The organism is Mycobacteroides sp. PCS013, assembly GCF_049532645.1.
Classification (GTDB): domain Bacteria; phylum Actinomycetota; class Actinomycetes; order Mycobacteriales; family Mycobacteriaceae; genus Mycobacterium; species Mycobacterium gwanakae.
This window is the reverse complement of the sequence record NZ_CP150131.1, coordinates 2,266,048-2,279,192: the sequence shown is the minus strand read 5'-3', so window position 1 is coordinate 2,279,192 and position 13,145 is coordinate 2,266,048. Positions and strand designations below refer to the sequence as shown.

6 protein-coding genes are annotated in these 13,145 nt (G+C 62.3%); 3 read left to right on the top strand and 3 right to left on the bottom strand.

The window, feature by feature from the left end:
• Positions 1-32: 32 nt before the first annotated feature.
• From RHO23_RS11200 to RHO23_RS11190, 3 genes are read right to left on the bottom strand one after another with little or no spacing between them, the layout of a single operon-like run.
• Positions 33-665 carry a TetR/AcrR family transcriptional regulator gene (locus RHO23_RS11200; protein WP_064409155.1) on the bottom strand — a complete coding sequence of 211 codons (633 nt, stop codon included), beginning with the start codon at positions 663-665 and terminating at the stop codon, positions 33-35.
• Complete coding sequence (locus RHO23_RS11195) at positions 662-3,490, bottom strand: RND family transporter (protein WP_101312524.1); 2,829 nt, start codon at positions 3,488-3,490, stop codon at positions 662-664. Before RHO23_RS11195 ends, RHO23_RS11200 begins: the two co-directional genes overlap by 4 nt.
• On the bottom strand, positions 3,487-3,918 hold the full coding sequence (locus tag RHO23_RS11190; protein ID WP_030093963.1) for an MmpS family protein: 432 nt from the start codon (positions 3,916-3,918) through the stop codon (positions 3,487-3,489). The genes RHO23_RS11195 and RHO23_RS11190 overlap by 4 nt, the downstream gene beginning before the upstream one ends.
• Before the next feature lie 780 nt (positions 3,919-4,698).
• Here RHO23_RS11190 and pks2 point away from each other — a divergent pair.
• From pks2 to RHO23_RS11175, 3 genes are read left to right on the top strand one after another with little or no spacing between them, the layout of a single operon-like run.
• Positions 4,699-10,971: a sulfolipid-1 biosynthesis phthioceranic/hydroxyphthioceranic acid synthase gene (pks2, locus tag RHO23_RS11185; protein WP_423489078.1), complete on the top strand. Its 6,273-nt coding sequence runs from the start codon at positions 4,699-4,701 to the stop codon at positions 10,969-10,971.
• Positions 10,972-10,981: 10 nt separating this feature from the next.
• A complete protein-coding gene (locus RHO23_RS11180; protein ID WP_030093961.1) occupies positions 10,982-12,397 on the top strand; it encodes a condensation domain-containing protein in 1,416 nt (471 codons plus the stop codon).
• Positions 12,398-12,399: 2 nt separating this feature from the next.
• Positions 12,400-13,086, top strand: coding sequence for a GAP family protein (locus RHO23_RS11175; protein WP_423489077.1), 687 nt, complete (start codon positions 12,400-12,402; stop codon positions 13,084-13,086).
• The last annotated feature ends 59 nt before the right edge of the window (positions 13,087-13,145 follow it).

Genomic DNA, 13,145 nt, shown 5'->3' with positions numbered 1-13,145 from the left:
AGAAGAGGCTGTGTCAGAAGAAATTCCGGGAATCAGGACCGGTCTACGGAAGCTTGCACAAGGGGAAGAATCACGTCGTCAACCATGCGGCGCATGTACGTCTCATCGATGACGGTTCGCTTGAGAGCCGCCGTCAGGCTGAGTCCCAGCGGGATGTCGTAGACGAGTGATAGATCACGATCCCGCGCAATCTCACCGCGCTCCACGGCTCGGGCGAACACGATCTCCATTCGCTTCTGAGTCTGCGATGCCAACAGATCATCCAATGCCTCCGCCAACGTGGAGTCGTTGACGGCTTCGGCGATGATCCCTGCCAGCAGGTTGCCGGTGAGGATACTGCTTTCTTCCAAATCGCTGTAATCCCGTGCCTCGTATAGAGCATGCAAATCCCCGCGCAAGCTCCCGGTGTCCGGTACGTCATCGAGTTTCCCCAGTGAAGGCCGTCCGTGCAGGATTGCATCGGCGGTGAGGGCCGCCTTGGAAGACCATCGCCGGTAGATGGCAGCCTTGCCGACCCCGGCGCGCGCGGCGATCTCGTCCATGCTCATCGCGTCGTAACCGTGTTCGGCGAGCACGATGAATGCTGCCTCCAGGATCGCGAGATCCAAGGACCTGTTCAGGCGTCCGGATGTTCTTTGCCGCTGGATGGCAGTGTTTTTCGTCATCGGGTCCGCGCTGGAGTGTATTCGCGGAGGTTGAGCGGCCACCAAAACCAACGGCCCAGGAGTGCGGCGATGGCCGGGGTCATGAAGGACCGCACGATCAGGGTGTCGAACAACAACCCGAGGCCGATTGTCGTTCCGAGCTGCCCGACGATACGCAGGTCGCTAACAACCATGGCGCACATGGTGAATGCGAATACCAGGCCCGCATTCGTCACCACCTTGCCACTGCCGCCCATGGCCCGGATGAAACCTGTCTTGAGTCCGCCGTGGAGCTCTTCCTTGAATCGTGCGATGAGCAGCAGGTTGTAGTCCGATCCCACGGCCAACAGAATGATGACCGACAACGGGACCACGAACCAGTGCAGATCCATACCCAGCAGGTCCTGCCAAATCAGGACCGAGACCCCGATCGATGCGCCGAGTGAGATCGCTACCGTGCCGACGATGACCAGGGCCGCGACCACACTGCCGGTCACCAACAGCATGATGATGAAGATCAAGCACAGTGATGCGATGCCCGCGAGAATGAGGTCATACTTGGCCCCTTCCTGCAGGTCCTTGTTCGCCGCGGCGGTCCCGCCCAGGTAGACCTTGGCGTTCTCGAGCGGGGTGCCCTTGATCGAATCAGCCACCGCCTCTTTGATATTGCCGACGGTCGCGATCCCTTCCACCGAGGCCGGATTGCCTTGATGGGAGACGGTCATCCGGACGGCCTTCCCGTCGGGGGAGAGGAACATCTTCAGGCCGCGCTTGAAATCCGGATTGTCGAACACCTCGGGCGGCAGGTAGAACGAGTCATCGTTCTTGGCTTCGTCGAAGTACTTGCCCATCAGGGTGGAGTTTTTGGTGCTCTCATCCATCTGGTTCATGATCCCGGACATGGTGCTGTGCATGGTCAGCAATGTGCCGTGCATGGACTTCATGATGGCGATCATGGGTGGGAACTCGGCGAGCATGCGGGGCATCAGGACATCGACTTTGTCCATGTTCACCAGCATGCCGTCCATGTCCTCGACCATCGCATCGACGCCGTCGAGAGCATCGAACACCGTCCGGCTGGCCCAGCAGATCGGAATGTCGGCGCAGTGCTTCTCCCAGTAGAAGTAGTTGCGAATCGGCCTGAAAAAGTCGTCGAAAGTTGCCATCAGGTCGCGCATATCGTGCATCCGGCCTTGCATGACCTTCATCTGGCCGGTCATGTCGTGCATGATGCCGGTGAGCTCGCGCATCATGTCGTAGACGCGTTCCATGGTGCCGATCAAGGTCCCCATTTGATCGGCCATGGTCAGCATGTCCGCCATGCGGTCCTTCATGTACTTCATGTTCTGGATCTGGCCGGCGCCCTGGAGGCCGATCTGGAACGGTATCGAACTGTGCTCGATGGGTGTGCCCAGCGGCCGGGTGATCGCCTGCACTCGTCCGACGCCACGGGCATGAAACGCCGTCTTGGCAATTCGGTCGATGACCAGCATGTCCGAGGGATTTCGCATGTCATGGTCGGCCTCGATCATGAGCATTTCGGGGTTCATCCGGGCTGGCGAGAAATGTCGTTCCGCTGCTGCGTAACCAACTTTCGAAGGCACGTTATCGGGCATGTACTGACGGTCGTCATAACCGGGGGTGTATCCGGGCAGGGTGAGTAGACCGATGAGTGCAATCCCCAGTGTCACAATGAGAATTGGTCCCGGCCAGCGCACCACCGCTGCCCCGATGCGCCGCCAGCCGCGTTCATCGTGTTTGCGTTTGGGCTCGAACAGCCCGAAGCGGCTGCCCAACGCCAGTACCGCGGGAGCCAGGGTGAGAGCTGCGGCGACGATGACGAGAATGACCAGTGCGCAGGGCACACCCATGGAACGAAACAGCGGCAGACGCGTCAGGCTGAGGCACAAGGTAGCGCCGACAATGGTCAGCCCAGATCCCAAGATCACGTGTGACACACCTGAATACGCGGTATAGAAGGCGGCATCTCGATCCTGGCCGGATTGCCGCGCCTCGTGATAACGACCCAGCAGGAAGATCACATAGTCGGTCCCCGCGGCGATGCCCAGCATCGTGACCATGCTTACGGCATAGGTCGAGAGGCCAATGACATTGAGATTGCCCAATGTTGCGACAACGCCCTGGCCCGCCATCAGCTCGACGCCGACGATCACCAGCGCCACGAACATGGTGATCACGGAGCGGTACACGAAGAGCAGCATCACGACGACGACGCCCACCGCTATCAGAGTTGTCTTCTGCATGCTCTTGTTGCCGGCCGTTCCGGTGTCCGCGCTGGCGGCGGTTCCTCCGGTGACGTAGGCCTGTACACCGTCGGGGCCGGGTGTCTCGGCGATGATCTTGCGAACGGCATCTACGGATTCATTCGCCAAGGTGGTTCCCTGGTCCCCGGCCAGGTTCACCTGGACATAGGCGGCTTTCCCGTCGGCGCTCTGAGCGCCCGATGCGGTAAGCGGATCTCCCCAGTAGTCGGAGATGTGTTGGACGTGGGTCGGATCGGCCTTGAGTTTCTTGATGATCTCGTCGTAGAAGCGGTGCGCCTCGTCGGCCAGTTCTTGCTTCCCCTCCAACACGATCATGACGGAGCTGTCGGAGTCGAACTCCCCGAACACTTTTCCGGTGTGCATCATCGCGATCATCGAGGGAGCGTCTTTGGGGGACATCGACACCGAATGTGCCTTGCCCACTTCATCAAGGGAGGGCGTGACGACATTGAGGATGATGGCGATACCCAGCCAGAAGAGGATGATCGGGATCGACAGGACCCGGATGATCCGTGCGATCCGTGGGGGCCGCGCCGCGTGGTCGCCGCTACCGTGCCTCATGCGGACTTCACCAGGCAGTAGATGTAGGCGTTGTGTTCGTTGGAAACTCGCTCCACCTTGACCTCGCCATTGACGATGATCCGGCAACCGATTGTGTCGCCGTTGCCTTGGGCCACGATGTTCCCACTCAACGACGGCAAGATCGAGACGATCTTGAACGACCATGGCAGCTGCACGGCGTCGACGCGCGTCGGCTGCGCATCCTCGTTGAAGTAGTTCACATCTGCCATGGCCCCGGGTTCTCCAAATACTTCGTATACGAGTGTCTTTGGGTTGTAGGGGACGGCATCTTTGGCGTTGTTGTCGGCAGAGGAGGCGAAGGAATCCGCACCGAAAATCCCGCGTACCCGTAACACTGCGAATCCGCCGACCGCGAGTACCGCGGCGATGAGCAGCGGCATCCACACCCGTCTTATGACGCGAAGCATTCCAAACCCCTTTGTGTTCAATGGAATTAGCAGATGACTGGCGGGCTTATGTTATGGAACTGCCGCAGTTGGTCGAGACGGGCATCTTTGCCCTACACGGAACTGGAGTTCCGCATGATGGTCGGGACGGTACCGCAGTTCCGTTCGGGGCGCGACACGAGTGAGCTAACTATGAGGACCTTTGGGGTGCCGTGATTTGCCGTTGCCCGCTCGGACCTCGCGTCGCGACCGGGTCGCGCCTTGTCACGAGCGTTTCTGCTCGACGCCGGTGGATGCCCGGCCACCTCACCAGTCACAAAACTAATGGCAAGTATGCACCGATTTCTGCCCAAAGCCCGCCTGGGATCTTGATTGATAGGGGAAGCGATGAATTTAGGCTCACGGTGAGTAAATTGCATAAATATTTCATAGAGAAGGTCGGGTTAAATGTTCTCGAAATGCTGGCGTATGGCAACACTTGATAGCCTCTATGTTGTGGCATTTAAGCAGCTTGATGGAGTGTCGATCGGCTTCAGTGGCAAACAATTATGAGCAGGAAAATATTTGTGAATTTCTTGTTTCCCGACTATCAATGGGTTGTTAATGGGGAACGGGGTAGGGGTCTAAAAGTAGTCAATGTGCGATGCCTTCTCACAGTTTCAGCCGAGGCGCTGTGATCCTGATCTCCCGAGTCGCGAATTCCTTTCGCGCACCCTATCTTTAGCCTTGTCGGGTTCTACTGCTAGTTGTCTCCGGTTCTACCAACAGGCAGATTGTCGTGCGCGAGGAGGACGTAGCAAGATGAAAAACGCGTCTGTGACCCCAGTTGCAGTTATCGGGTTGGGGTGCCGGCTTCCGGGTGGGATCGAGTCGCCCGAACAGTTCTGGGAGGCGCTGCTGCGCGGTGAGGACTTCGTTACTGAGGTGCCCCCTGCGCGCTGGGACTTGAGTGAGTACTACGACCCCGAGTCCGGCGTGCCCGGCAAGTCGCCTTCCAAGTGGGGGGCCTTCCTGGATGACGTTGGCGGCTTCGATGCGGACTTTTTCAGCATCAACGAGCGTGAGGCCGTCTCGATCGATCCTCAGCATCGTGTTTTGCTCGAAACATCTTGGCAGGCAGTGGAACATGCGGGCCTCAATCCGCGGACCCTTGCTGGCTCGCAGACCGGAGTGTTCGTGGGAGTGACCCACAACGACTATCAGTTGGTGGCCGCGGACGCCGCGGATCTCGGAGGTCCCTACGGATTCGCGGGTACAAACTTCTGCATGGCGTCGGGGCGCATCTCTTACGCCCTGGGTGTGCATGGGCCGTCATTGACGGTCGACGCCGGGTGTGCAGCGGGATTGGCGACTGTGCATATGGGATGTCAGAGCCTGGCGGCAGGCGAAAGTGATCTCGTGCTCGCAGGCGGTGTCAACCTGGTCTTGGAACCCCGCAGGTATGTCGGTGCCTCGCAGCAGCGCATGCTCTCTCCGACCGGGCGCTGCCACACATTCACCGGCGAGGCAGACGGTTTCGTGATGTCTGAGGGCTGCGTCATGATTCTGCTGAAGCGGCTGGACGATGCGGTGCGAGACGGGGACCGGATTCTGGCGATCGTGCGGGGCACGGCGTCGAATCAGGATGGGCGCACAGTGAATCAGTCAACGCCGTCCTCGGACGCGCAGGCGGCCGCATGCCGTACCGCACTGGCGGCTGCCGGTGTGGACGCCAGCACCGTCGGACTCATCGAGGCGCACGGTACGGGCACACCGGTGGGTGATCCCATCGAGTACACGGGTCTGGCGCAGGTCTATGGAGTCGAGGGACCCTGCGCCGTGGGGTCGGTGAAGACCAACTTTGGGCACACCATGTCGGCGGCCGGTGCGCTGGGACTGATGAAGATCATTCTCGCGGTGGAGCATGGCGTGATTCCGCCAAACCTGCATTTCACCGGGATTCCCGACAAGCTTGCCGGCGTCACAACGAACCTTTTTGTGCCGCAATCGGTTATCCCATGGCCCGAGAACATCGAGGGCCCGCGGCGCGCCGGGGTATCGGCATACGGAATGTCAGGTTCCAACGTCCACGCTGTGGTGGAACAGGCTCCGCCCGCCGTGTCTGCGGAAACCAGCGTGGAATCGCCCCTGGGATCGCAGCTGATTTTCCCGGTGTCTTCGACGTCTGCCGACGAGTTGCGCCGGACTGCGGGCAGATTGGCCGACTGGCTCTCTGAAGGTGCCGATGTCCCGGTCGGGGACGTGGGATACACCCTGGCACGTCGCAGGGCGCACCGGCCGGTGCGCACCACCGTGGTGGCCAACGACGTCAACGAACTAGTGGCCGGGCTCCGCGAGGTTGCCGGTGACGAGGCCCCATATCAGGCGGCGGTTGCCGAGGATGACCGCGGCCCGGTCTGGCTCTTCTCCGGTCAGGGTTCGCAATGGGCGGCCATGGGTGCCGAATTGCTTGCTAAGGAACCGGTATTCGCCGCGACCATCGCCCGCCTCGAGCCACTGATCCAGGCGGAGTCCGGATTCTCGGTTAGCGAGGCGATCTCGGCGCCGGAGACGGTCACGGGTATCGACCGGGTTCAGCCGACGTTGTTCGCCATGCAGGTGTCATTGGCTGCCGCCATGGCTTCGTACGGGGTAAAGCCCGGGGCGGTCATCGGGCATTCGATGGGCGAAGCGGCAGCCGCGGTTGTCTCTGAGGCCCTGTCGTTGGAAGACGGCGTCAAGGTGATCTGCCGTCGTTCGAAGTTGATGCTGCGCATCTCGGGAGCTGGCGCCATGGCTTCCGTCGACCTGCCGGCTCAGCAGGTGGTCGCGGAACTGGCCGATCGGGAGATCGACGATGTGGTCCTGGCGGTGGTCGCGTCGCCGCAGTCGACGGTTGTCGGTGGTGCCACCGAGACAGTGCGGCAGCTCATCGCGGAGTGGTCGGACCGCGGATTGATGGCCCGTGAGGTGGCCGTCGACGTTGCGTCGCATTCACCGCAGGTGGACCCGATTTTGGACGATCTTGCCGATGCCCTCGAAGATCTGTCACCGCGGACACCGGTTGTGCCGCTGTACTCTTCGGTCTCGTTCGATCCGCGTGAAAAGCCTGTGATGGATGCCGATTACTGGGTGGACAACCTGCGTCACACGGTACGGTTCGCGGCGGCAGTGCAAGCGGCGCTGGACGACGGGTACCGCGTTTTCGGTGAGCTGGCACCACACCCGTTGCTGGTGTACCCCGCCGAACAGACCGCACGCAGCCTCGACATTCCCATGGTGGCCCTCGCCGGTATGCGCCGCGAGCAGGAGCTGCCGCATGGGCTTCGCGATTTTGTGGGAGACGTCTATACGGCCGGTGGTGCGGTGGACTTCTCGGTGCTCTACCCAGCGGGCGCCCTTGTGGATGTGCCGTTGCCGAGCTGGACCCGCCAGTCGTACCTGTTGGATCTGTCCGCGCAGGCGCAGGGCCAGAGCAGCCATACCGTTGCCGTCCACCCGCTGCTCGGCGCATATGTGCGACTGACCGAGGAGCCTGTGCGCCACATCTGGCAGGCCGATGTCGGCACCGAGGCACAGCCCTGGATCGCGGACCATCAGGTTCGTCATGTGGCGGTGTACCCGGGTGCCGCATACTGTGAGATGGCGCTGTCGGCCTCTGCCGCCGTATTCGGTGAAGGCTCAGTGGTACAGGACATTTCGTTCGAACAGCTGCTGACCTTGGGTGAGGCAACGCCGATATCGGCTACGGCCACGGCGAAGTCTGCGGATGTACTCGAGTTCGTGGTGGATACCCACGACGAAGGTGAGACAGTCAAGCGCGCCACAGCGGTCTTGGGTAGTGGTGACGAGGCCGATGTTCCCGTGGCCTACGACCTAGCCGCGCTACGGGCGGAGCACCCGCACAGCGCTACGGGCGACGAGCTACGAGAGTCCTTCGACGAGCGGGGAGTTCAGTACGGCACGGCTTTCCAGGGCTTGGTCTCCGCGTACCACGGCGACGAGTCTGTCAGGTCGGTGCTTGCGGAAGTGGCACTGCCTCGGGATGTTCGGGCGCAGCAGGGCAGTTACATCGTCCACCCCGCGCTCCTGGACGCTTGCTTCCAGTCCGTCATCGCGCTGCCGGATGTTCAGGCAGCCAGCAAGAACGCGCTGCCGCTTCCCAAGGGTGTGCGTAGCCTGCACGCCTACGAATCCGCACGTTCCACGCAGTACTGCTACACCCGGGTAACCAAGGTGATTGGCAACGAGGTGGAAGCCGATATCGATCTGCTGGACGAGAACGGCGCCGTGTTGGTTGCGGTGCGGGGCTTCCGATTCGGTACCGGCACCTCGGACGACGAGCAGCGCGATCAGCTGCTCAACAACCGCCTGCTTGCCATCGAATGGCAGCAGCAGCGGTTGCCCGAGGAGGTATCGGGCGGGCCGCGCCGGTGGCTGCTGGTCAGCACGGGTGAGACCGTGGACCCGTGGGCATCGGAGCTGATCGATTCGCTGAAACTGCGCAACAGTGAGGTGGCGCTGATTCAGTGGCGGCCAGACACCGATCGTGTTGCGGCACTGAAGCTTCTGTACGACCAGCTGGAGGCCGGCGGATTTGACGGGGTGCTCGTCGTCACGGCCCCCGGGGCCGCCGCAGGTGCGGACAGGGTGGCCCTGCAGGGTGCCGATCAGGTTCGGCATCTGGTGCGGATCACTCGGGAGCTGGTGGACCTGCCGGGCGAGCCGCCGCGGCTGTACGTGGTGACTCGCAACGCTCAGACGGTTGTCGACGGCGACATCACCAATCTGGAACAGGCCGGATTGCGGGGGCTGGTGCGCGTTATCGGCGCCGAATATCCGCACCTGCGTGTCACGCACATCGATGTCGACGGCCACACCGCCGCCCAGAACGTGGCGGGCGAGTTGGCTTCCGGGTCGGAAGAGGACGAGACCGCATGGCGTGACGACCACTGGTACCGGGCACGCCTGAACCTGGGTCCGCTCGGCCCCGACGACTGGCGCAGTACCGTTGCGACACCGGACAATGAGGGTGTGCGGTTCGAGGTCCGCACGCCGGGTGACCTGCAGTCACTCGGGTTCGTCGCGTTTGATCGGGTGGCCCCCGGGCCGGGACAGATCGAAGTCTCGGTCACGGCCACCAGCATCAACTTCGCCGACGTGCTGAACGTGTACGGCCGGTACTCGAGTTTCGAAGGGCGGCAGGAGCTCGGCGTCGACTTCGCGGGCGTGGTGACGGCCGTCGGTGAGGGCGTCACCCAGCATCAGGTGGGTGACCGCGTGGGCGGCATGACGCCGACCGGCGCCTGGAGAAGCTTCGTCGTGGTCGATGCCAACCTTGCCGCGACGCTCCCGGCCGAGGTGCCCGATAGGGAGGCAGCAGCCGTCCCGGGCGCTCATGTCACCGCCTGGTACGGGCTCCATGAACTCGCCAGGATCTCCGCGGAGGACAAGGTGTTGATCCACTCTGGTACCGGTGGTGTGGGACAGGCAGCGATTGCCATCGCCCGTGCCGCGGGGGCCGAGATTTACGCCACCGCGGGCAGCGAAGAGCGGCGAGAATTGTTGCGCAGCTGGGGTATCAAGCACGTATACGACTCGCGCAGCACAGAATTCGCAGACCTGATCCGTCGTGACACCGACGGCTACGGCGTGGACATCGTGCTCAACTCGCTCACCGGTGCCGCGCAACGGGCCGGAGTGGAACTGCTGACCTTCGGTGGCCGCTTCATCGAAATCGGCAAGCGAGACATCTACGGCGACACCCGGCTGGGGCTGTTTCCCTTCCGGCGGAACCTGTCGTTCCATGCCGTCGACCTTGTCCTGGTATCGAAGACACGGCCACAAGCGATCTACCGCACCCTGACAGCGCTGTACGGGCAGATGGCAGAGGGCGTGCTGCCGTTGCCGGAGATCTCGTCCTCTCCATTGCAAGAGGCGGCGGAGTCGATCCGTGTGATGGGTGCTGCGGGGCATACCGGAAAGCTCGTTCTGGACCTGCCGAAGGCGGGCGAGGTCGACGCGGTGATCCCGGCGTCGCATGCGCCAGCGTTCCGCCGAGAGGGTGCGTACGTGATCACCGGTGGCCTCGGCGGGCTGGGCTTGTTCCTGGCGAAGAAGCTGGCGGCTGCCGGGGTCGGCCGGATCATCCTCAACGGTCGCAGCGCTCCGAAGCCCGAGGCCGTAGAGGCCATTGAGCAGATCCGGCACGCCGGCATCGAAATCGATGTGGTGCTCGGCGATATCGCCGAACCGGAGACGTCACAACGTCTGGTGGCGGCAGCCACGGAGACCGGGAAGCCTGTGCGCGGCGTGCTGCATGCCGCGGCCCTGGTGCACGATGCCACGCTCGCCAACATCACCGACGAACTGATCGACCGTGGAGACTGGCGGCCCAAGGTGCATGGCGCGTGGAATCTGCACGAGGCCACCGCGGAGCAACCGCTGGACTGGTTCTGCTCGTTCTCCTCGATTGCGGCGCTGGTGGGCTCTCCAGGGCAGGGCGCCTACGCGGCGGCCAACAGCTGGTTGGACGGATTCACGCACTGGCGGCGTGCCCAGGGTTTACCGGCCACCGTCATCGCCTGGGGTGCCTGGTCGGAGATCGGGCAGGGCACGCATCTGGCGAACGCGGACGCGGCAATCCTCCCGGACGAGGGTGCCTACGCCTTCGACACCGTGCTTCGGCACAATCGGGCGTACACCGCCTATGCGCCGATGGCAGGCATATCGTGGCTGGCCGACTTCGTCGAGCGCAGTCCGTTTGCCCAGGCATTCCGTGATGCGGGTCAATCTCAAACGGAGACAAACAAGTTCCTCGATGAGCTCAACGCGCTGCCGCGTGAGGAGTGGCCGACCCGACTCCGGAAACTGGTCGCCGAGCAGGTGGGTCTGGTGCTCCGGCGATCGATCGATCCCGACCGATCCCTCCCGGATTACGGCCTGGACTCGTTGGGCAACCTCGAAATTCGTACCCGTATCCAAGCGGACACCGGCGTCCGTATCGGTCCGGCTGATGTATCGACAGTGCGGTCGTTGGCGTCGCATCTGTACGACAAGCTGGCCGATCAGGAATCCGAAGTCGCTTCGTCTTAAGGGGATTGAAATGCGTGGTGGACCAGTAACGGTGTCGTTGACCGATAAGTGGGAGCCGTCTGCGGGATCGGTGATCACCTGGCAGCCTTCACCGGCGTCGTACGCGAAGGCCCTTGAAGCGCCGGTGAGTGAGGTTCCCCCGAGCTTCATGCAGGTGCAGCATCTGCGCACATATCTGCGGCAGGCGGCCAAGGGTCTGGACTTCTCGCGCGTGCTCGTCTTCACCTTGGATATGCCGGGGCGGTGCGACAAGCGGGCCATGGGTCATGTGATCAACGCCCACCTGAGGAGACATGACACGTATCGGAGCTGGTTTTCGCTCGACGATGATCAGAACATCGTTCGGCGCACCATCGCCGACCCCGCCGACGTGGAGTTCGTCCAGGTCAAGTTGGGCGAGATGACCTCCGATGAGGTGCGGGAGATGGTGGTCTCGGAGACCCCGGACCCGTTCCGGTGGGACTGCTTCCGATTCGGAATCGTCCAGAGCTCGGGGCATTTCACCTTCTATTTCAGTGTCGATCATCTGCACCTGGATGCGACTTTTGCGCGCTTGCTGATCATGGAAATCCTCATGGGATACAAGGCGCTGGTTCAGGGCGGCGCCCCGATCGAGCTTCCGCCGGCGGGCAGTTACGGCGACTACTGCATCAGGCAGCATGAGTTCCTTTCCGGGCTGACCCCTGATTCCGAACCGGTGCGCGAGTGGACTCAGTTCGCCGAGAACAACCGCGGCAGCCTCCCGGATTTCCCGCTGCCGCTGGGTGATCACGGTGTGCCCTGCGGTACCGCGATCGTCACCGAGCAGCTGCTCGATGAGCAGCAGGCACTGAAGTTCGAGTCGCGCTGCATCGATGCGGGGGCGCGGTTCATCGGTGGCGTGATGGCCGCTCTCGGATTCGCCGAACGTGAATTGACCGGTACCGATACCTATTACGGCATCACCCCGAGCGACGCCCGCGACGAGGCGGACATGTTCACGACGGGATGGTTCACCGGGCTGGTGCCGATAACGGCCCCCGTTGACGGGACCTTTGGTGCGGCAGCCGTCGCGGCGCAGGAATCGTTTGACCGTGGCAGGCAGCTGGTGAATGTTCCCTTCTACCGGGTCCTGGAATTGGTGCCGGAGCTGAACTGGCCGCGGCCGTACCACCCCATGATCAACTTCTTCGACGGTGGTGCTCCGCCACTTTCGCAGTTGTTCACCAACCCGCTGTTGGTGAGCAATCCCATCGGTCTGTATGCCGAAAGCAAGTCGGTGTACCAGCTGACGATCTTCATCTCGCGATTCCCGACGGAGACGACGCTGATGATCGCGTACCCGGACAACCCCATCGCGCGGGAGTCGATCACTCGCTACGTAGACCTCGTGAAGTCCACGTTCGCAGGGGTTTGCGAGCAGAATGACGCTGTGCACGCGCGGTAGTCATGTGGACCATCGTCTTATTGATGGCACTTGGTGTGAGCGTTGAGCCCACCCGACTGGGACTGACAGTCCTGATGTTGAACAGGCCGCGACCGCTGCTGCAGCTGTTCGTGTTCCTGTGCGGTGCATTCGTCATGGGGTTGAGCCTCGGACTGACGCTGTTGTTTGTCCTTCGGGTGTCCCCGATGGGACAGGCCGATGTTTCGGGGCCCTACATCCAAGTCGCGCTTGGCGTTCTGGCTCTGTTGGTAGCGGCGGTGCTGGCCATCACGGCCTCGATCCGTCGACCTGCCGCCGCTCCGCGTGCGCCGCGTGGGGGCTTGGCCGACAAGGTCGCGAGGCGAGTGCGCGGGTTCATGCAGAACAACTCGTTGTGGGTGGCGGGGGTCAGTGGACTGGGGATTGCCTTGCCGTCGGCGGACTTCCTTGCGGTTATCGCCCTCATCCACGCCTCGGGTGCCACACAACCCATTCAGTCCATGGCACTGCTCTTCTTCAACGCGGTGGCCTTCTCGATGGTGGCGTTGCCATTGTTGAGTTACGCGGCCATGCCGGCGCGGACGTACGAGATGGTGTCGGCCTTGCACACCTGGGTTCGGTCCCGCCGGCGGATCGATGTCGCGCTGATCGTTGCAATCCTCGGTCTCATCATCCTCACGCTCGGAGTGATCGGGATACTGCGCGCGTAGAGGAGTTAACGCTGCGTTGTTTCGTCGATCGGGGTGCTGGTAGTTGCGTGCGACTGGAT

Bases quoted from the DNA above. Each gene is read 5' to 3' on its own strand.
- RHO23_RS11200 (WP_064409155.1), bottom strand. From the start codon at position 665: ATGACGAAAAACACTGCCATCCAGCGGCAAAGAACATCCGGACGCCTG.
- RHO23_RS11195 (WP_101312524.1), bottom strand. From the start codon at position 3,490: ATGAGGCACGGTAGCGGCGACCACGCGGCGCGGCCCCCACGGATCGCA.
- RHO23_RS11190 (WP_030093963.1), bottom strand. From the start codon at position 3,918: ATGCTTCGCGTCATAAGACGGGTGTGGATGCCGCTGCTCATCGCCGCG.
- pks2 (WP_423489078.1), top strand. From the start codon at position 4,699: ATGAAAAACGCGTCTGTGACCCCAGTTGCAGTTATCGGGTTGGGGTGC.
- RHO23_RS11180 (WP_030093961.1), top strand. From the start codon at position 10,982: ATGCGTGGTGGACCAGTAACGGTGTCGTTGACCGATAAGTGGGAGCCG.
- RHO23_RS11175 (WP_423489077.1), top strand. From the start codon at position 12,400: ATGTGGACCATCGTCTTATTGATGGCACTTGGTGTGAGCGTTGAGCCC.